Consider the following 20,219-nt stretch of genomic DNA (forward strand, 5'->3'; position numbering starts at 1 on the left):
CCTCCCAGACACAAACCTCTCCCCTCAAATCCACCCCGAGCGCCGGGGATGCGTCCGGACACTCTCCGGCCGCCCTTCGGACACGCGACCGCAGGCGCGCGATCAATCAGGCGCGGCTTCGCAATTAGATTAGAGATGTGCCTCGTACCGCTGTGTTCTTCCACGCCCACCCCGACGACGAAGCCCTGCTCACCGCGGGCACCATGGCGATGCTGGCCGCGGAGGGCCACCGTGTGGTGCTGGTGGTGGCCACGGCGGGAGAGCGGGGGCTCGCCGACGTCGAACCCGGGGAGGAGCTGGCCAGGACACGCACCGCCGAGCTGTACAAGTCCGCGGCGGCGCTCGGCTGCGCGCGGGTGGTGCTGCTCGGCTACGGTGATTCGGGGCTGAGCTCCGACGGCGGGGTGGCAGGCGACCGTCCGGACAACGCCTTCATCGACGCCGACTCGGAGGAGGCCGCGGGGCGGCTGGCGAAGGTCCTGATCGAGGAGGAGGCCGATCTGCTCACGATCTACGATCCGGCGGGCGGCTACGGGCATCCCGATCACGTCCAGGTGCACCGCGTCGGCGGCCGGGCGGCGGAGATCGCGGGCACACCCGTCGTGCTGGAGGCGACGGTCAACCGGGATCCGCTGCTCAAGGGGCTGCGCCTGGCCGGCCGTTTCTACAGGTTCCCCGCGGAGTTCGACGTCCGCGCCTTCGAACGGGCCTACACCCCCGGCGACGCGATCACTCATCGGGTCAACGTGCGGAGGTTCGCCCGGCAGAAGCGGGCGAGCATGGAGGCGCACGCCACCCAGGCGGCCGGCGGCGAGGGGCCGCGCACGCTGGCCGTGATGCTCAAGGTGCCGGGTCCGCTCTACCGCCTGCTCTTCGGCACCGAGTGGTATGTCCGGCGCGATCTTCCCGCCGGCGCGCGCCTCACGCACCCGTTCGACCACTGGCCCCGCTCATGAGCCGGGCGCCGAGCCCCCTGATGCCGCACGCCACGAAGACCAAGGAGGGGCGATGAAGAACCGGTGGGTCAAGGTGGGGCTGTCGACGGCCTCGCTGGCCCTCGCCGTCACCCTCGTCGTCTTCCTGCCGTCGATCGTGAGATTGCTCACGGGCAAGCACGTGTCATGGACCGAGATCGCCGCCGAGTTCACGGCCATCGGTCCCGGCATGATCGCGCTGATGGCGGCGGTCTGGCTGGCGAGCCTGCTCGCCTACACGTTCGTGCTGACCTCGTCCCTACCCGGTCTGAACCACATGCAGGCGCTCACGCTCAACGCCGCGGGCAGCGCGGTCAGCAACCTGCTGCCGTTCGGCGGGGCCGCCGGAGTGGCGCTGACGATCGCGATGACCAAGGGCTGGGGTTTCACAGTCCGGTCGGTCGTGGTGTCGACGCTGGTGAGCGGAATCTGGAACACCCTGTTCAGGTTCATCCTCCCGGCGGTGGGCATCGTCGCCCTGCTCGCCGCGGGCGAAGTGCCCAACCCGACGGTGGCCCGCGCCGGCTGGGTGGGCGCCGTGTCGATCCTGGTGCTGGTCGCGGTCGTGGGCGTGGCTCTCTACATCGACCGGGCGGCGGTGCTGCTCGGGCGCGCCCTCGACGGGGTGGCGGGCCTGCTCCCGGGGCGGCGGCGTGCGCCGCACGCGGCGTCCGAGGCACTCGAACGGCTGCGCGCCGACACGGCGGGCGTCGTACGGCGGCGCTGGCCCGGCCTGTCGCTGGGCATGGTCGCCTTTCTGGGCTTCCAGTGGCTGATCCTCGTCTGCTGCCTCCAGGCGACCGGCGTGTACCCCGGGTTCGCCCAGTCTCTGGCGGTCTTCGCGCTGTCGAGGGTGCTCACCGCGGCGGTCGTCACTCCGAGCGGCGCCGGCATCATGGAGGCGGGCACGATCACCCTGCTGATCGCCTTCGGGGCTCCGCCCGGTGGGGCGACGGCCGCCGCACTCTTGTTCGGCTTCTGGACCTACACTATCGAGATCCCCTTTGGCGGGCTGGCGTTGGGCGCGTGGGCTCTGCTCCGCAAGCGCAACGGCACCTCCGCCGCCAGATCTGGGCTGGAGCGACGGCATTTGTCGCCTGGCCAGGCGACGCGGGCGAGCACGGAAGACACCGGTTCGGGACACCCCAGCACGCACGCGTGACACGATCGTGAGCAAGACCCCCCGACCCGAGAGTGACAAATACCTTGTGCGTTGATCGAAGGCCCACATAGCGTGGCGGCTGACATGGTGGCGTTCCGGGTTCTCGGGCCTGTCGGGGCTAGTGAGGGCGACAACGAGCTCGATCTCGGCGGATTGCGGCAGCGAGCGGTGCTCGCCAGGCTGCTCGTTGCGCGAGGGCAGGTCGTCCCCGTCGACTCCCTCCTCTACGACCTGTGGGCCGACGACGCGACCAAGGGCGCGCAGTCGGGCCTGCAGGTCTACATCTCGCGGCTGCGCAGGGTGCTGGAGCCCGGTCGGCCGAGAGGCGGGCCGAACCGGCTGCTCGTGACCGTCGCCTCGGGCTACGCCCTGCGGGTGGCGCCCGATCAGGTGGACGCGCTGCGCTTCGCGGCGATGGTGCGCGCGGCCGGAGAGCACCTGGACACCGATGACCCGCAGGCGGCGCGGGCGAGGCTGGAGAAGGCGCTCGGCCTGTGGCGCGGCACGCCGTACGCCGACTTCGCCGACCAGCCGTGGGCGGAGGCCGAGGTCAACAGGCTGACCGAGCTGCGTCTGGTGGCGCGGGAGCGGCACGCCGACACCGGGCTCCGGCTCGGGCTGCACGCCGAGACCGTGCCCGATCTGGAGGCCCTGACCACCGAGCACCCGCTGCGCGAGGAGGGGTGGCGCCTGCTGGCGCTCGGGCTCTACCGCTGCGGGCGGCAGGGCGACGCGCTCGCCGCGCTGCGGCGGGCGCGCACGATCCTCGCCGACGAGCTCGGCATCGATCCCGGGCCCGCGCTGCGCAAGCTGGAGTCCGACATCCTCGCTCAGGACTCCGGGCTCGAACTGGCCGTCTCACCGGCGCGCGGACGCGGCGTGCATGTGAACGACACATGGCCGCCGCGGCCCGCCGCACCGCAGGTGGAGCCGCCGCCGCTGTCGCCGGAGCCGTTCGTCGGGCGGGACGCCGAGCTGTCGCGTCTGATCGCGACGGCACACCGTACGACGCGCTTCACGCCCGCGGTCGTCAGCGGCGACGCGGGCGAGGGCAAGACGACCTTGGTGCGCCGGCTGGCCGAACGGCTGGCCGCCGAGGGGTGGATCACGACGTCGGGCGCCTGCCCGGACTCCAGTGCGACTCCTCCGGGGTGGGGGTGGGTGGAGATCCTGCGCAGCCTCATCACGGTCACCGGGCCGGGTGAATACGGGCAGCTTCTGGCCCCGCTGCTCGACGACGCCGCACCCGACCCCGACGACGATCAGGTGGCGGGCGGCTTCCGCCTGCACAGGGCCGTCGGCGGATACCTCAACGGCATCGCCAGGCAGGCCCGGATGCTGATCACGCTGGAGGACCTCCACTGGGCCGACGACCAGACGCTGGCCCTGCTGCGGGCGCTGCCCAGCCTGCTGGCCACCAGCCGCGTGCTGCTGGTCGTGACGTGCCGGGACAGCGAGCTGGACGACCGGCAGGCCGAGGTGCTCGCCGCGCTCGCCCGGCTCGAACCGGTGCGCGTGGGCCTGTCCGGGCTCGCTCCTGAGGCGGTGGCCGAGCTGGTGCGGGCGACGTGCGTGCGGGAGGTCGGGGAGGAGGCCGTGATCGGCATCGTCGAACGCACCGGCGGCAACCCCTTCTTCGTGCGGGAGACCGTACGGCTGCTCGACGCCGAGACCGCGAGCTCCCACGCGAGCGCCGAGGAGGTCATGTCGGGCGTCCCGTCGGGGGTGCGCGACGTCCTGAGGCGGCGCATCGCGCGGCTTCCGAGCCAGGCGCAGCAGATCCTGCTCCAGGCCGCGGTGATCGGCCGTGAGGTCGACGTGGACGTGCTGGTCGACGTGGCGGGCGACGAGGACGCGGTGGTGGAGGCGGTCGAGGCGGCCCTGCTCGCGGGGCTCGTCACCGAGCCGGGCCCCGGGCTGCTGCGGTTCGATCACGACCTCGTGCGGGACACGATCTACTCCGACGCCTCGCGGCTGCGCCGTTCACGGCTGCACGCGGCCGTCGCGGCGGCGATCGAACGGCGCACGCCCGCCGACGTGGCCGCGCTCGCGCACCACTATGACGCGGCGGGCACGACCGAGACGGCTGCCAAGGCGGTGCATTTCGCGGTGCTCGCCGCCGAACAGGCGGAACGGCGTTTCGCGCACCGGGAGGCGGCGGCGCTGTGGGAGCGGAGCATCGCCGCCTTCGACCGTTCCGGCCGCGCCGAGGGGCGCGAGCGCACCCGTGAGCGGCTGCTGCTGACGCTGCGCCTGATCAAGGCGCTGGCGATCTGCGGCGACATGGCGGCGGCGCGCATGCGGCGGCGGGAGGCGATGGACACCGCGCTCCCCCTCGGCGACCTGGAGCTGACCGCGCGGGTGGCCGCCTCGCTCGCCGTCCCCCACAAGGGCATGGCCCGTGACTTCACCCGCACCGCCTGGGAGATCGTCGACGTCACCGAGAAGGCGCTGGTCGAGCTTCCGACCGACGAACAGGCGCTGCGGGCCAGCCTGCTCGCCACGCTGGCGCTGGAGCTGGAGGGCTCGGCGGGCGGGCGCGGGCACCAGGCGTCGCTGGAGGCGGAGGAGCTCGCCAGGCTCAGCGGCGATCCCGCGCTGCTGGCGGTGGCGCTGAGCGGCCGACTCAGACAGTCGTACGGTATACCGGCCGTGGACGAGCGGGAGGCCATCGGGCGCGAGCTGCTGGAGGTGGCCGAGAGGTCGGGGCAGGTGTCGGTGCAGGCGCTGGCCCACCTGGTGCTCTTGGAGTGCTCGGCGGCGCGGGGCGACTTCGCCGCCGCCGACGCGCACGTGGCCGCCGCCGACCGGCTGGCGAGAAGGTACGGCCTGCCCGCGCCGATGGCGGTCGGTGCCTGGTACGCGGGTCAGCGGTTGATGATCGCGGGAGATTACGCGCGCGCCGCGCTCGCCTACCGGGAGGCGGCGCGCAAGACGGCGCGGGCCGGCATGCTCGAAGGCCGCCAAGACCTTCCGCTGATCACGACCTTCTGCCTGCATCTCGTGGACGGCAGGGCAGCCGACATGGTCGAGCCGCTGTCCGAGGCGCACCAGCGGGGCGCGAAGTGGACTCCCGACGCCTACGCGCTGGCCCTGGCCTCGGCCGGGCATCTGCGCGACGCCGCCGCGGTCGCGGCGGTGCGCGCGCCGGTGCGGCCGGACTTCCTCTACGAGCTGGTGATGATCTGGCGTGCCCTGGCGGGGATGCTGCTCGGCGACCACGACCGCATGCGGGAGGCCTACGACACGCTCACGCCGTTCTCCGACCGCATCGCGGGGGCGGGCACGGGTGTGGTCGCCCTGTGGCCGGTGGCGTTGACGCTGGGCGATCTGGCCCTGCGGCTGGACCGCGCCGACGGTGCCCGGGCGCACTATGACAAGGCCCTGGCGGTGGCCGAGCGGGTCGGGGTGCCGCGCTGGGTGGAGGCGGCGCGGCGGGCGATCGGCAACGTGCCGGGGTCCACTCAGTCCTGACCGGCTCGGCGGTGATCGAGGGTGATCGGCGCCTCGTGGGAGGTCAGGGTCACCGTCCACACCCTCTGGCCGGTGTCGGCGGGCGGAGCTCCGGAGGCGTTGCCGTACGCCGCGGCCCCGGCGTAGGCGCCGCTGAAGGCAAGGGTGGCGATCAGGAGCTTGACCGAGGCCGCCGTGCCACTGGCGACCATGGGTCTCACCCTGCTCCGCACATCCATGTGGGTTTGCCCCCTTTCACTCTTTCCAGATCTACTCTCCGCGGCTTGATCTTCGCTTGACGTCCGCTTGCAGACGAACCCAACCAGGACAGGTGATTGGATAGGGCGCGAGAGGCCGAGGCGATACCCGCATGATAAGAAATAAGGCAAGCCTCGCCTAATGTGCAGATGATGGTTGGCGGTGATGAGCTCCCATGCGGCCACTCCTCGTGGTGATCCCCGATCCCACGTCCGCGTCGGTGTTCGGCATGCCGCTGTGGTTGTGGGCCCTGGTCGGCGGCGCCGCGCTGTTCGGAGCCTTCCAGGTGTACTACTGGGTCGGCCACAAGGTCGGCGACAAGATCTACAGTTCACGCCTGGGCAACAAGATCGGCCTGCAGCGCATTCTCGTCGTGGAGAACGCCGTCCGGAAGTGGGGCGCTTTAGCGGTCTACGGGTGTTTCTGGGTGCCCGGTCTTCGCCACACCCTGCCCTGGGTCGCCGGGGTGCTGCGGATCTCCTACCCGTGGTATGTCGTGGCCAGCGCGCTCGGCTGCCTCACCTGGGTGCCCGTCACGCTCTTCGGCCTCTACTCGGTCCTGTGGGGCTGGCTGCTGCTCGCCGCCGACTCCCCGCTCCTCGCGGGCAGCGTCGCGGCCCTGGTCGCCGCCCTGATCGCGGTGGTCGCCACGGTACGGCGCCGCCGTCGCGGGCGGCGGGCCGGAGACCAGGAGGAAACCCTGGCCGGCGTCTGACGCACGAGGGCGAATCCACGCCCATGTTTCACCGGTTCTTAAGGGCGAAGATTCTTCTCTCGGCGCAGCCGACCTGCCACCATTAGCCCATGCATATCGGACGTATCCCAGCGATCCTGTGCAGTGCCGTACTCACCATCGCCACGGGGCTCACTGGTGCGGCGCTGAGCGTCCCCGCACACGCGGCTTCACCCCCCGAATCGGGTGTCGGCGCCACCTCGGTGACGGAGGCGCAGACCACCCCCCGCACCGTGGTGACGCTCGAAGCGGTGCCTCCCGCGGTGAGCGCCAGGTCCGCGATCCTCGTCGACGCCGAGACCGGGGCCGTGCACTTCGACAAGTCGGCGGACCGGCGGCAGCCCGTCGCGAGCCTGACCAAGATCATGACGGCCTACGTCGTGCTCGGCGAGGCCGCCCTGGACGACAGGGTCCGCATCACGTCCGGCGACGTGCGCCACCCCAAGGCCAACAACGCCACCGGGGCGGGGTTCCGCAAGGGTGAGCGGCCGACGGTCCGCGACCTGCTGCACGGGCTCATGCTGAGCTCGGGAGCCGACGCCTCCCGGGCCCTGGCCCGCGCGTACGGCCCCGGCGAGGCCGCGTTCGTCGCCAAGATGAACACCGCCGCCCGGGCCCTCGGCCTGCGCGACACGCGCTACGTCAACTCCGACGGCCTTCCCACGCCGGCCGGGGGCGGCCACTCCACGGCCAGGGACCAGGCCAAGCTGGCCATGGCCGCCCAGGGCGAGCCCGCGCTTGTGAAGATCGGCTCGGCGAAGAGGTACATCGTCCGCAAGACCGCCCACACCGAACGGCGGGTCCTGGTCAACACCAACAAGCTGCTGAGCACCCTCCCCGGCGCCTACGGCCTCAAGACCGGCTACCACGTGCCCGCCGGGTGGTGCGTGGCCTTCGCCGTCCAGCGGGACGGCAACCGCTACATCGGCGTCGTCCTCGGAGACACGGGCGCCGAACGCCGCTTCCGCACCGCCACCAGGCTCATCGACTGGGCGGAGAACCGCTGACCGTCAGCGCACCAGCGCATAGCAGGCGATGGCGGCGGCGGCCACCACGTTGAGCGAGTCGACACCGAGATCCATCGCCTCGGCGCTCATGGGGATGCACACGGCCTGATCCGCCTCGTGCAGCCAGCGGGACGACAGGCCGTCGCCCTCGGAGCCGAGCAGCAGCGCCGCCCGGTCGGCCAGGTCGACCTTGTCCATGGGCGCCGCCGACTGGTCGGGGGTGAGCGCCAGCGTCCGGAAACCCGCCGCGCGCAGCTCGGCCAGGCCGTCGTACCACTCGGTCATCCGCGCGTACGGCACGGCGAACACCGCGCCCATGGACACCTTCACCGACCGCCGGTACAGCGGGTCGGCGCACCGGGGGGACAGCAGCACGGCGTCCACCCCGAGGGCGGCGGCGCACCGGAAGATCGCCCCCACGTTGCCGTGGTCGACCAGGTCCTCAAGGACCAGCACCCGCCGGGCGCGGGCGAGCAGCGCGGCGGTCGGCGGGAGCTCCACGCGGCCGAGGGACGCGAGGGCTCCGCGGTGGACCTGGAAGCCCGCCACTCCCTCGACGACCTCCTCGGAGACCACGTAGACGGGCGCCTCCAGCGGATCCAGCACGTCGGCCAGCGCGGCCAGCCACCGCCGGGTGGTGAGGACCGAGCGCACCGGGTAGCCCGCGGCGACGGCCCGCCGGATCACCTTCTCCCCCTCGGCCAGGAACAGCCCGCGCTCGGCTTCGAGGCTCTTGCGCAGCTCGACGTCGCGCAGCCGCGTGTAGTCGTCCAGGCGGGGATCGTCCGGGGAGGTCACATCGAGGATTTCAGCCACTTTCCGATACTGCCACCCTGGGACGGATGACTCGCCGGAGCGTGGCGTGGGCGATGATCACGATGGATCACCGCGGCCATGCGGCTCGGCACGAAAGGCACTCGCCGCCTTCTCGCGTTCTCGCAAGAGGTGTTTCGGCGAGTGCGGGTCAAGGTTCGGCGATGTCGATGTGACACTGAGTAGTGGCTAAACTACGTCGCGCTGTCGTCGATCGGGGTGGTGATCCGCGGTGCCTGGCCAACTCACACAAGTCCAGCAGGCTGTGTCTCCTGCGTGGCTGCGGGACGCACGCCGTGCGCGCACGCTCTCGCTGATCACGCTGGCGTGGCTGGGAGCCGAAAGCCTCTGCGGGCTCCTCGCGGGCTTTCAGGCCCACTCGGTGGCGCTGATCGGGTGGGGTCTCACCTCAATGGTCGAGGCGCTGGCCAGCCTGATCGTGGTCTGGCGCTTCACCGGCAGCCGCATCTTCTCCCACGACGCCGAGCGCAAGGCCCAGCGGGCGGTCGCGGTGAGTTTCTGGCTGCTCGCGCCCTATCTGGTGCTGCACGTGGCGCATGACCTGTCGGCGGGCCACCGCGCCGAGCCGACGCTGCTGGGCACGGCCGTGACGACGATCAGCTTGATCAGCATGCCGCTCCTGGGCCTGGCCAAGCGGCGGCTCGGCGCGAGGCTCGGCTCGGCGGCCACGGCGGGCGAGGGCACGCAGAATCTCCTCTGCGCATTACTCGCGGCGGGGGTGCTGGCGGGGCTGGGGTTCAACGCGATCGGCTGGTGGTGGGTCGACCCGACCGTCGCGATCGTGCTCGCCGTCGTCGCCGTCCGCGAGGGAGTCCGGGCGTGGCACGGGCACGTGTGCCACCACTGACCCCACCGGCCGACGGCACGCACGCTGATCACCATGAGCGGCAGCCGCCGCAGCAGCAGTGCCTCGACCAGGGTCGAGGCCGTCCCGGCCTCCGTCCACACCCGGCACGCGCGCCCCGCCACCGCGACCTCGCGCACGCAGTCGAGCTCCCGTAGCACCTCGCGCACGTCCGACTGGTGCGCGAACTGGTGCGCGGCGAGGTCGATCACCACCAGGTCCCCCGGAGCCCCTCTCGGCTCACCCACCGCGCGACGGGCGTCCCCCCGGACTTCCCCCCGCACCTCCATCACGAGCGACATTCGCACTTCCCTCTGCCCCACCCGGACGCTTCACGACATATCGCGATTTAGCTCACGATACCGCTCCCGCCATGCGAGTCAAGATGTATCGCGATGTCGCACATGCCGATAAGTTACCTACGCGTACCGTAATCGCCGCGCGAGCGGATGTGACCCACCACTCGGGAAACTGTCAGTATCGTTTCGCACCGAACATCCCAGACTGGACATCCCAGACAACGCCGGAACATCCTCGGACCAAGGAGGCGGCCGGATCGGCGAGGGTGGACCGGGAAGTGTGAAGCCCCGGCCGCGCACCCGGGGTGGCCGATGAGACGCAGGAGGACTGGCAGTGGGACGGCACCGGATCGACGGCGTCGATGACGGGGGGCGCCCCTACGAGGCGAGGTCGCGCCGCACCGTCGGACCCGGCAGGGTGCTCGTGCCCCTGGCCGGGGCCGTCGCGCTCGCCGTGCTCGCCGGGGTCGCGGCTTATGTGATCTTCACGCGCGACCGCACCTGCACGGGCGACGATCGCCTCGACCTGACGGTGAGCGCCTCCCCCGACGTCCAGCCGGCGGTGACCAAGGTCGCGGCGATGTTCAACCGGACGGGCCGGGTCGTGGAGGACCGCTGCGTCACGGTGACGGTCAAGCAGCAGAGCACCGCGGCGGTGCTCTCCGCGCTGCGGTCGGGCAAGGCGGCGCCACGGGTCTGGATTCCCGATTCGAGCCTCCAGCTCAGCCGACTCTCAGGAGGCTCGCAGAAGGTTCCGAAAGCGACACCGGTCGGGTCGATCGCCGCTTCGCCGATCGTGATGGTGGCGGCGCGCTCCGCCGTACCGGCTCTGCGGAAGGCCATGGGCGAGCCGAGTTGGAGCGGGCTGATCCGCGCGGCCGACGTGACCGATCCGGCGGGGGCGGGGCGCAAGGTCCGGGCGCTGGCACTCGATCCGCACCTGAACTCCGCGGGTCTCGGCGCCCTGATGGCGGCGTCGGCGTCCGCGGGCGGGTCGGGGGTGACCGATCAGCGGCTGATCGGAGCGTTGAAGCGGTTGGCGTCGTCGACGGTGCGCAGTCCCGCGTCGATGCTGTCGACCGTGGCGGTGAAGGCTCGGCGGGTGCCTCTGGGAGTGGCGTCGGAGCAGAGTATTTGGGCCTACAACAAGACAGCCGGGAATAAAGTTGCGCCGCTTTATCCCTCGGAAGGCATACTAAGCCTGGACTATCCGCTTATAGCCATTTCCGATGATCGGGCGGTGGTCGAGGCCGCCCGGGAATTCCACCGGGAGTTCTCCAGCGAGGCGGCGAAACGGATCGTGCGCGATCAAGGATTCCGCACACCGGACGGCCGGTCGGGCGCCTCCCTGAAGCCCGATGACGGATTCCCCGCGGACCCGCCGAAATCGCTTCCCACTCCGGAGGCGGACGAGGTCGCCCGATTGACGCAGTCGTGGTCGCGACTGAACCTCGGCAGCCGCATGCTCACCTTGCTCGACATATCGGGAACCATGGCGCTCCCGGTGGAAGGCACGGGTTCCGATCGGATAGGCGTCATCACCGAGATCACCACCGAGGGCATGCGGCTGTTCTCCGCGGACACGGAGATCGGGGTGTGGGAGTTCTCCACCGACCTCAACGGCGCCGGACGCGACTACCGGGAGCTGGTTTCGGTGGGCGCGCTGGCGGAGCCGGTCAACGGCGTGCCGCGCAAGGATCTGCTCGCCCGCCGGCTTCGCGCGATCGAGGCCAAGCCGATGGGCGACACCGGCCTGAACGACACCCTGGCCGCGGCCTACGCCCGCATGAAGGCGGGATACCAGCCCGACAAGATCAACACGATCCTCGTCCTGACGGACGGCGCGGGCAACGACGACCCGGGGGGCGGCCTGTCCAACACGGAGATCCTGCAGAGGCTCGAACGCGGGTTCGACCCTGACCGCCCGGTCAACATCCTGCTCATCGCCTTCGGCCCCGACGCCGCCCAGGGCAAGCGGCAGATGAACGCGCTCGCGAAGGCCACGGGCGGCGAGGCGTTCATCGTGAAGGACATCCGCGACGTGCGGGGGGCCTTCCTGAAGGCGATGGAGCGGCGCCTCTGCGCTCCCAACTGCGATGGGTGACCCCGCGGGCGAGTCCGCGATCATGGTCCGGAAAGGCCGCCGGAGCACCTTTCCGTGAGATCTTCATCACTGATCCATACCATGCCCCACGATCCGCATATGACGGAAAACCGCTATACCACCGAGGGATTGGAGAGTCCGCGCAAAGCAGCCCAAAAGCACCGTTGCAGCTCTGTGACCTTTGGTCACAAGGGGACGTCTGGGACATGTGACACGTCACTGTATCTTTGATAACAGATCAGGTGCGCTTTGGGATCAGGTAAACCACGAGCCTGTACCAAACGTCGGCATTGACGTGCCTCAAGTGGGGTTGGTCCCATAAAAGCGCGATCAACGATGATGTTTGCCCAGCCAGGAGCCAGAACATGCCTAAGAACACGCGGGTGTTGAGATGGACGCTCGCTCTCGCGTGCATCTTGGGGGCCCTCATCGCCCTGTTCAACATCGAGACGCCGCTGCGTGTGATCCTGACTCCGCTCTTCATGGTCGCCGTCCCGGCCGTGGGGGTCGCTGGACTGTTGCGCGATCGTGACCCGGTCGCGTCCCTCGCCGTAGGCGTCGCCGCGAGTCTTGTCCTGAATGTTCTTCTGGCAGAGGCGATGTTGCTCTTCGATGCGTGGTCTCCGCGCGCGGGTGTGGCGACGATCGCGGTGCTCGGTGGCTTCATGTACGTGTTGCGTGTGCTGTATCGGGGGGCTTCTGTGGTGCGCGCGGACCAGAGGGCGAGGGCGACGTGAAGGTCACCGCCGTCCGTCCGGGCGATCTCGGCCAGACAGAGGCCGCTCGTCGGCGAGAGCTTCACAAGTCCACTCCCGCCCCGGACAATCCCTTCCTCTCCATTGAGTTCGCCCAGGCTATGGGCGAACTCCTCGCATATGTAAACGTCGCGGTGATCGAAGACGGAAGGAAGACCGCGGGCTTCCTCCCTTTCGAACGGCACGGGTTCGGCATCGGTAAGCCACTGGGGGGCTTCCTGACCACCTGCCATGGGATGATCTCCGACCCCGCCCTGCCCCTCTCCCCGCTCGCCCTGATGCGGGCCTGCCGGGTGAGCGTGTTCGACATCGATCACCTGATCGCCGGCCGTTCGATGTTCGCGCCCTACGAGTCCAGCGCGCATCCGGCCCCGATCATGGACCTCGCCGCGGGGTTCAAGCCCTATGTCGAGCAGGTGCGCGCCGGCTCCGCCAAGAACCACAAGACTTCGCATTACAAGAACGGGGACCTTGAGGTCGCCGTCGGGCGCATCACACGCCCGTCGTCGGCCGCAGCGGTCCATTTCCCCGGCCGGGCTCCGCTCGCGCGGGCCCGGAACGTGGTCACCGGCCGCCCGGCTCTCTGCCGGGCCGCCGACCGTCTCTTCAAGGGCTTCGGCCGTCTCCGCACCTCGGGGCGGTTGCCCTCTCCCACAGAAACCCCTGAAAAACCGTCCAGTCGGGCGGAGTTTCCTTCCTCGCCCTCGCGGACCGGCGGCCGGTCAGGCCCTCACCTACCTGATCTCGCCGGAGCCACGTTCACGGCCACGGCCCCTGCCAGGGCCACCGCACAGGAACATCGCGAACGAGGACCGCTTTAACACGCCAGACACCGTTTCACCCCAGGACCCACAAGCGCCCCCTCCAGCTATGCCTCATCCTTCCGGTCGGTCGGGCCGGAAGAGGGTCCGGGCCCGTATATCAGCTCCCAGGTTCCGGAAGGACGTCCCCCAGATGAGTCCCGACATCACGAAGTTCAACAGCAAGGCCCAACTCGCCGCGATCCGGTCGATACCCCCAGCGGAAAGGTTCACGCCGCTCACGCCGTACATCGCGGTGACCCCGACGGTCAGCGTCGTCGTGCCCGCCATGAACGAGGCGGAGAACCTCCCCCACGTGTTCGCCACCCTGCCGCATTGGATCGACGAGATCGTGCTCGTGGACGGCAACTCCAAGGACGACACGGTGGCCGTCGCCAGGCGGCTGCGGCCCAACGTCCGCATCGTGACGCAGCGCGGCAAGGGCAAGGGCAACGCGCTCGCGGCCGGATTCGCGGCCTGCACCGGCGACATCATCGTGATGATCGACGCCGACGGCTCGACCGACGGGCGCGAGATCATCAATTTCATCGGCGCACTGGTGACGGGTGCGGACTTCGTCAAGGGCTCGCGCTACGCGTCGGGCGGCGGCAGTGACGACATCACGTTCAACCGCCGGATGGGCAATAAGTTCTTCACCACGCTGGTGAACTGGATGTACGGCACGAAGTACACCGACCTGTGCTACGGCTACAACGCCTTCTGGGCGCGCCACCTGCCGGCCCTCGACCTCGACTGCGACGGGTTCGAGGTGGAGACGCTGATGAACATCCGCGCCGCCAAGGCCGGACTCCGCGTTCACGAGGTCGCGAGCCACGAGCGCAACCGCATCCACGGCGAGAGCAACCTGCACGCGGTCCGGGACGGCATCCGCGTGCTCAAGACGATCTTCAAGGAGCGGCGCCGCCGTCCGACCCTCGTCGTCCCCGAAGCGAAGGCGGCCCGCCGGGCCGGCCAGGGCGCGGCATGAGAACGTCGGTCGTCATCTGCGTCTACACCGAGGAACGCTGGGAGGACATTCGCGCGGCCGTCGAATCGGTCAGGTCGCAGCGCCGTACGCCCCGTGAGCTGATCCTGGTCGTGGACTACAACCCCGACCTGCACTTGCGGCTCAAGCGGGAATACCCGGATGCGATCGTGGTGGAGAACACCCATGAGAAAGGGCTCTCCGGAGGCAAGAACACGGGCGTGGCGACGGCCGTGGGGGACGTCGTCGCGTTCCTCGACGACGACGCGGTCGCCGACCCCGGATGGCTGGAGGCACTGGAGGAGAACCTCCTGGATCCGGCCGTGGTCGGGGTGGGCGGGCTGACCCGCCCGCTGTGGGCGGACGGTGTGCGGCCCCGCTGGTTTCCCTACGAGTTCGACTGGACGGTCGGCTGCTCCTATCGCGGCATGCCGACGGTCCGCGCGCCGATCCGCAATGTCATGGGCGGCAACGCGGCGTTTCTCAAGGAGCCCGTCAGCACCGTCGGCGGGTTCCGATCGGGGATCGGGCGGAGCGTCCAGGGGCGCAAGAGCCGTCCCCTCGGGTGCGAGGAGACCGAGTTCTGCATCCGGCTGGCCCAGCGCAGGCCGGGCTCGGTGATGATGTTCGAACCGAAGGCGGTGATCGGGCACAAGGTGCCGGCCGCTCGGGCCACGTTCGCCTACTTCCGGTCGCGCTGCTACGCCGAAGGGCTGTCCAAGGCGATGGTGACGCAGAGCGTGGGATCGGGCGACGGGCTCGCCTCGGAGCGGGCGCACGTCCTCAAGGCGCTCCCCCTCGGGATGCTGCGTGGTGTCGGGGAGGCGCTGCGCGGCGACACGGGGGGCCTCGGCCGCGCCGGGGCCATCGCGGTGGGCACGCTCTGGACCGTCTGGGGCTACATAGTGGGACGCGCACGCCTGCGGATGGTTATGGTGCGATCATGATCCGCGTGCCGATCCTCATGTATCACTCGGTCACCGAGCGTCCGAACCCGGAGACCCGCCCGCTGGCGGTGCGGACCTCGCTGTTCGCCGACCAGATGAGCCTCCTGCGCGACCGGGGCTTCGACCCGCTGTCGCTCGGGGGGCTCACCGCGGCGTTCCGGAACGGCACGCTGCCCGCCAAGCCCATCGTCGTCACCTTCGACGACGGCTACGCCGACTTCCACTCCGATGCCCTGCCCGTGCTCGACAAGTTCGGCATCCCGGCCACGGTGTTCGTGACCAGCGGATGGCTCGCCGACGCCGGCCCGCACGCCGCGGGCCGGCCGCTCGACACGATGCTGACGTGGAGCCAGGTGCGCGAGGCGGTCGCCGCCGGTGTCGAGATCGGCGGCCACAGCCACAGCCATCCGCAGCTCGACCAGCTTCCGCAGGCCGAGCTCGCCCGCGAGCTGCGCACCAACAAGGCGCTGCTGGAGGACGAGACCGGCCGTGCGGTGGACACGATGGCCTATCCGTACGGCTATTCGAGCGCCCGGGTGCGCCGTGAAGTGGAGCTCACGGGATACAGCACGGCGTGCGCGGTGGCCAACGCGCTCACCCCGTCCGAGCACGACCGGTTCGCGCTGCCGCGGCTGACCGTGGCGGCGAACACCACGATGGGCAAGTTCGCGCGTGCCGTCGAGGGCGAGGCCGTACCACTCCTCTACCTCAAGGAACGCGCGCTGACCAAGACCTACGCCATGGTGCGCCGCACGCGGTACGGCTGGCGCAAAGCCCGTGGCCAGGTCTGAGCGGGTCAGGAGGTCGTCGGGGGGAGGGCGGCACCGCATGACCACGGCCACGAAGGAACGGCCGGACGCCAAGCATGCGTCCGGCCGCTTCTCGGTGTTGCGGGAGAAGGTCCTGAGCGACCTGCGCAACCCGCTGTTCCGGAACGGCTACGCGCTCATGGCCAACACCGCGATCACTGCGGTACTGGGGATGGGCTACTGGCTGATCGCCGCGCGGATGTACTCCGCCGCCGACTTCGGCTCCGGACAGGCGATGATCAGCGCGATGCGGTTGTTCGCGACGCTGGTGGCCCTGGGCTTTGTGGGAGCGCTGGCGAGGTTCATCCCCGTCGCCGGGCGTACAGCCCCCATGTTGATCCGGCGGGCCTACCTCATCACGGGGGCCACCGGGGTCACCGCGGCGCTCGGCTTTCTGCTCACGCTGCCGCTCTGGGGCGACACGTACGCGCCGCTCGCGGGCCTCGGCCCCGGCCTGTTCTTCCTCGCGTCGGTGCTGGTGTGGTCGATCTTCACATTGCAGGACGTGACGCTGGCGGGGCTGCGCAAGGCCACCTGGGTGCCGCTGAGCAGCCTGGGCTTCGGGCTGGTCAAGATGGTGCTGCTGGTCCTGCTGGCGGGAGCGCTGCCCGGGGAGGGCATCTTCGTGTCGTGGGTCGTGCCGACCGCGATCGCGCTCATCCCCACCAGCATCCTGATCTTCGGCTTCCTGCTGCCGAGGCACGCCCGGAAGAGCGGCGCCGAGGCCGGCGAGCCGCCGCGGATGCGGGAGATCGGCCGCTTTCTGGCCGGTGACTACCCGGGCACGCTCTCCATGCTGGCTATCGTCTACCTGGTCCCGGTGCTGGTCGCGGCCCAGGTGGACGAGGCCACGTTCGGCTACTTCTCCATGGCGCATACGCTGGGCGCGCTCATCGAGCTGCTGGTGATGAACATGGCGACCTCGCTCACGGTGGAGGGCGCGTTCGACCGGTCTCAGCTCGCCACGAACGCTCGCAACGCACTACGAAGAGCCCTTATCATCATCATCCCGGTGATTCTCATCACCATCGTGGCCGCGCCGCTGATCCTCGGCGTGTTCGGCCCCGTCTTCGCCGAGCAGGGCTCCACACTGCTGCGGTTGATGGCCTTGGCGGTGGTGCCGAGGGTGCTGATCGAGATCTATCTGAGCGGTCTCCGGGCGCGCAGCCAGGCCCGCCAGTTGATGCTGGTGCAGGGAGGTCTGGCCGCGCTCGTGCTCACCTCGTCCCTGCTCCTGGTCCCGGCCGCCGGGATCGATGCGGTCGGCTACGGCTTGCTGTTCAGCCAGTCGCTGGTCGCGCTTCTGACCTTCAAAGGACTTCGCAATCTTCTCAAAATTCCTCAAACGCCTCACCAGACCGTCCCGACGCAGCCGCGCTAGGCAGCATGATGGTTTGTGTGAGGCAACGGGAAGACGATGAGACGGCAATGGAGGCCAGCGAGTCCTCCCAGGTCGACCCCAAGACAACCCAGCCTCCCGAAGTTGACGAGACCAAGATGACCTCGCCCGCACAGGCGGAGGACACGGCGGAGAGCCCGAAGGGCGACCGACCGCAGGACACCGGTGGCCGTGCCGTACGTCACGGCACCGCCCCGGCCCCCTCCGCGAGTTCCAGGTCCGGCGGCGCCGTCGCCGACAGCGCCAAGGACACCGTCGTGTTCCCCAAGATCTCCCCCGGTCCCGCGACCGGGCCCCATCCGGCCGGGCCCCATCCGACCGGCCCGAAGCCCGGCGGCGCCGAACCCACCACATCCGCCGAGCCGGCCGAACCCGCCGGGCTCGATCCGGCCGCTTTCGAGCCGACCGCGCCCGACCTGCAACCACCCGACCTGCACCCACCCGACCTGCACCCGCCAGGCCTGCAACCGCCCGGCCCGCACCCGCCCGGCCTCGACCGGGCGGAGCGCGGTTCCGCGGCGTCCGGGGCGACCGCGCCGGAGACGACCGCGCCCGACCTGGAGGTCCCCTCGGAGACCTTCACCCCGGTCACCGACACCCCGCAGCGCGCCCCGGAGCCCTCCTCACGTCCCGCGCAGTCGGCCAAGACTCAGGCGGGCAGGCCCCGCCTCGTGGACAGGCTGCTGCGCAGCGCCCCGCGCTGGGTGCCGCCGGTGCTCACCGTCGAGGGCCTGGTGATGTACATCCTGGCCCTGCGCGCCTCCCCCGGGCCGCTGGCCGGCGTGTCCCAGTCCGACATCGACGGCCTCGGCCTCATCTCCGCCCTCCCGGTCACCGCGTTCGCCGCGGTCATCGTGCTGATCGCGGCGTTCTTCGTGACCCTGGCGGCCAACATCGACCGCAAGGGCCTGCTGCTCTTCCAGCTCGCCTCGGTCGTGTTCGCGCTGCACGGTGCTTCGGCACTCGTCCACGACGAACCCCGCTTCCACACCGCGTGGACCCATGCGGGCTTCGTCGAATACATCGCCAGAACCGGCGACGCGCTCCCCGGGCTGGACGCGCGGTTCGCCTGGCCGGGGTTCTTCGCCCTGTTCGCCTTCATCACGCGGGCGGCGGGCGTCACCGACCTGGCGCCGATCCTGCAGTGGACACCGCTGCTGTCGAACCTGCTCTACCTGCTGCCGTTCGTCATGATCCTGCGGTTGCTGGTGGCGACGACGCGGGCCCGGTGGTTCGCGGCGATGCTCTTCGTCCTCACCCAGTGGATCGGGCAGGACTACTTCTCCCCGCAGGGCTTCACGTTCTTCCTGTACCTCGCGTTCGTCGCGGTCCTGCTCCGGTGGTTCGGACGGGCCAGCGACGAGAGCGCCGGGCCTCCCGGCAAGGGACGCGTCCGCGCCGCGCTGGCCTGGCTGAACCGGCTCACCCCCGGCGAGATCCCGCAGTCGAGCCCCTCGCTGGGCGACAAGGTGATCATGCTGTCGGTGCTGGTCGGCCTGTTCGCCGCGACCACGGCGTCCCACCAGATCACTCCGTTCATGATGCTCGGGGCGCTGGTCGGCCTGCTCGTGGTCCGGCGCACGACCCTGTCGTACGCCCTGCCGCTGCTCCTCGGCCTGATCGTGCTGGCCTGGATCAGCTATCAGGCCATGCCCTTCTGGGCGGGCAACCTGGACCGGATCTTCGGCGGGCTCGGCCGCATCTTCGAAAACCTCCAGGACAACACCGGCGACCGGCTGGTGGGCCGCGACGCGCGCAACACGCTGGTGCTCCAGGTACGGCTCGGCATTCTCGGCGTGATCCTCATGCTGGCCGCGGCCGGCCTGCTCCGGCGGATCCGGCGCGGGGTGACGGACCGGGCCGCGGTCGTGATGCTCTGCATCCCGGTCCTGGCGCTCGCGCTGCAGAGCTACGGCGGCGAGATCGGCCTGCGCATCTACCTGTTCGCCCTGCCGGGTGTCTGCATCCTCGCGGCCTACGCGTTCTTCCCCAACCTGCCGGCCGGCACGCCGGACTCCGGGGGCGAGACGGTGCCGCTGCGCAAGCGGTACACCAGGCCGCTGCTCAACCCCGAGCTGACCCGCAGGCTGTCCCTGGTCCTCGCGGTGTGCACGGCGCTGGTGCTGTCCATGGCCTTCCTGGTGGCGCGCTACGGCAACGAGAAGTTCGAGCGCGTCACCACCGACGAGGTCGCGGCCATGCGCTACGTCTACGCCCACAACACTCCGAGCGCCCGGCTGCTCTACCTGGTGCCCGAGGTCGGCAGGGAGGTCACGCCGACCATCCCGTGGCGTGAACGCGACATCGAGACCGTCGAGTATCTGGAGGTGCTGGCCACCTCCGATCCGAACAACATCGAACCGGTGATCACGCGGCTGCGGCAGGAAGGCCCGCAGACCTACCTGGTGTTCACCAACGGCCAGGCCGCGTTCCTCGAGCTCAGCCACGGCTACGCCCCCGACTGGGGGAAGCGGTACCGCGCGGCGCTCGACAAGTCACGGCAGCTCAAGCGGGTCTTCGCCAACGGCGACGCGGCGGTCTACACGCTGAGCTCCTACCCCAGGGGCGCGCAGCCCGAGCCGCCGGCGGTCTTCGATTTCGGTGACTCGCCGTCGACGCCGTGGACGCCGCTCGGCCTCCTGGCGCTCGGCACCACGGCCGCCTCGCTGTTCCTCCACGAGGTGCTCCGCATGCGCGCCCGCAAGCGCCCCGGCAAGGGCCGGGCGTGGGCGCTGCGCGTCGGGCTCGTGTCGTTCGCGATCGCGGTCGCCGTCATCCTCGAGCGGTTCATCTCGCTCGGCTTCGACGGGCATTGACGGCCCGGGAGGGCGGGGCGGCCCCGCCCTCCCGGGCGTC

General features: G+C 70.3%; 16 protein-coding genes. 14 read left to right on the plus strand and 2 right to left on the minus strand.

What is annotated here, in order from left to right; all coding sequences use genetic code 11:
• The first annotated feature begins 137 nt into the window (after positions 1-137).
• The 3 genes from BLQ73_RS17160 to BLQ73_RS17170 all read left to right on the plus strand — a co-directional run bounded on the left by BLQ73_RS17160 (position 138) and on the right by BLQ73_RS17170 (position 5,610).
• On the plus strand, positions 138-956 hold the full coding sequence (locus tag BLQ73_RS17160; RefSeq protein ID WP_245691145.1) for a PIG-L deacetylase family protein: 819 nt from the start codon (positions 138-140) through the stop codon (positions 954-956).
• A gap of 52 nt (positions 957-1,008) precedes the next feature.
• Positions 1,009-2,136 (plus strand): lysylphosphatidylglycerol synthase domain-containing protein, encoded by a 1,128-nt coding sequence (locus BLQ73_RS17165; RefSeq protein ID WP_093171478.1) that lies wholly within the window; start codon positions 1,009-1,011, stop codon positions 2,134-2,136.
• A gap of 72 nt (positions 2,137-2,208) precedes the next feature.
• Positions 2,209-5,610: an ATP-binding protein gene (locus BLQ73_RS17170; protein WP_245691146.1), complete on the plus strand. Its 3,402-nt coding sequence runs from the start codon at positions 2,209-2,211 to the stop codon at positions 5,608-5,610.
• Here BLQ73_RS17170 and BLQ73_RS17175 read toward each other — a convergent pair.
• A complete protein-coding gene (locus BLQ73_RS17175; protein ID WP_093171480.1) occupies positions 5,601-5,801 on the minus strand; it encodes a hypothetical protein in 201 nt (66 codons plus the stop codon). The genes BLQ73_RS17170 and BLQ73_RS17175 overlap by 10 nt on opposite strands.
• 221 nt (positions 5,802-6,022) lie before the next feature.
• On the opposite strand from BLQ73_RS17175, the gene BLQ73_RS17180 reads away from it, so the two are divergent.
• Both BLQ73_RS17180 and BLQ73_RS17185 read left to right on the plus strand, forming a co-directional pair.
• Complete coding sequence (locus BLQ73_RS17180; protein WP_093171481.1) at positions 6,023-6,562, plus strand: DedA family protein; 540 nt, start codon at positions 6,023-6,025, stop codon at positions 6,560-6,562.
• Positions 6,563-6,651: 89 nt separating this feature from the next.
• On the plus strand, positions 6,652-7,587 hold the full coding sequence (locus BLQ73_RS17185; RefSeq protein ID WP_093171482.1) for a D-alanyl-D-alanine carboxypeptidase family protein: 936 nt from the start codon (positions 6,652-6,654) through the stop codon (positions 7,585-7,587).
• A 3-nt stretch (positions 7,588-7,590) separates the two neighbouring features.
• Here the strand turns inward: BLQ73_RS17185 and BLQ73_RS17190 are convergent, their stop codons facing one another.
• On the minus strand, positions 7,591-8,403 hold the full coding sequence (locus BLQ73_RS17190) for a TrmH family RNA methyltransferase (RefSeq protein WP_093171483.1): 813 nt from the start codon (positions 8,401-8,403) through the stop codon (positions 7,591-7,593).
• 229 nt (positions 8,404-8,632) lie between these two features.
• Here BLQ73_RS17190 and BLQ73_RS17195 point away from each other — a divergent pair, with 229 nt between their 5' ends.
• From BLQ73_RS17195 to BLQ73_RS32485, 9 genes are all read left to right on the plus strand, one after another.
• A complete protein-coding gene (locus tag BLQ73_RS17195) occupies positions 8,633-9,268 on the plus strand; it encodes a cation efflux transmembrane domain-containing protein (RefSeq protein WP_245691147.1) in 636 nt (211 codons plus the stop codon).
• 630 nt (positions 9,269-9,898) lie between these two features.
• Positions 9,899-11,668 carry a substrate-binding domain-containing protein gene (locus BLQ73_RS17200; RefSeq protein WP_245691148.1) on the plus strand — a complete coding sequence of 590 codons (1,770 nt, stop codon included), beginning with the start codon at positions 9,899-9,901 and terminating at the stop codon, positions 11,666-11,668.
• 365 nt (positions 11,669-12,033) lie between these two features.
• On the plus strand, positions 12,034-12,405 hold the full coding sequence (locus tag BLQ73_RS17205) for a hypothetical protein (RefSeq protein WP_093171485.1): 372 nt from the start codon (positions 12,034-12,036) through the stop codon (positions 12,403-12,405).
• A complete protein-coding gene (locus tag BLQ73_RS17210) occupies positions 12,402-13,244 on the plus strand; it encodes a GNAT family N-acetyltransferase (RefSeq protein ID WP_176955510.1) in 843 nt (280 codons plus the stop codon). The genes BLQ73_RS17205 and BLQ73_RS17210 overlap by 4 nt, the downstream gene beginning before the upstream one ends.
• A 133-nt stretch (positions 13,245-13,377) precedes the next feature.
• A complete protein-coding gene (locus BLQ73_RS17215) occupies positions 13,378-14,211 on the plus strand; it encodes a glycosyltransferase family 2 protein (protein WP_093171486.1) in 834 nt (277 codons plus the stop codon).
• Positions 14,208-15,155 carry a glycosyltransferase family 2 protein gene (locus tag BLQ73_RS17220; RefSeq protein ID WP_093171487.1) on the plus strand — a complete coding sequence of 316 codons (948 nt, stop codon included), beginning with the start codon at positions 14,208-14,210 and terminating at the stop codon, positions 15,153-15,155. Before BLQ73_RS17215 ends, BLQ73_RS17220 begins: the two co-directional genes overlap by 4 nt.
• Positions 15,152-15,946 (plus strand): polysaccharide deacetylase family protein, encoded by a 795-nt coding sequence (locus tag BLQ73_RS17225; RefSeq protein ID WP_093171488.1) that lies wholly within the window; start codon positions 15,152-15,154, stop codon positions 15,944-15,946. The genes BLQ73_RS17220 and BLQ73_RS17225 overlap by 4 nt, the downstream gene beginning before the upstream one ends.
• 37 nt (positions 15,947-15,983) lie before the next feature.
• Entirely contained in the window at positions 15,984-17,345 is a 1,362-nt protein-coding gene (locus BLQ73_RS17230) for a lipopolysaccharide biosynthesis protein (RefSeq protein WP_093171489.1), read from the plus strand.
• A gap of 17 nt (positions 17,346-17,362) precedes the next feature.
• Positions 17,363-20,179 (plus strand): hypothetical protein, encoded by a 2,817-nt coding sequence (locus tag BLQ73_RS32485; RefSeq protein WP_176955511.1) that lies wholly within the window; start codon positions 17,363-17,365, stop codon positions 20,177-20,179.
• The last annotated feature ends 40 nt before the right edge of the window (positions 20,180-20,219 follow it).

The sequence above is a fragment of the Sinosporangium album genome, from assembly GCF_900100605.1.
In the GTDB taxonomy this organism is placed as follows: Bacteria; Actinomycetota; Actinomycetes; order Streptosporangiales; family Streptosporangiaceae; genus Sinosporangium; species Sinosporangium album.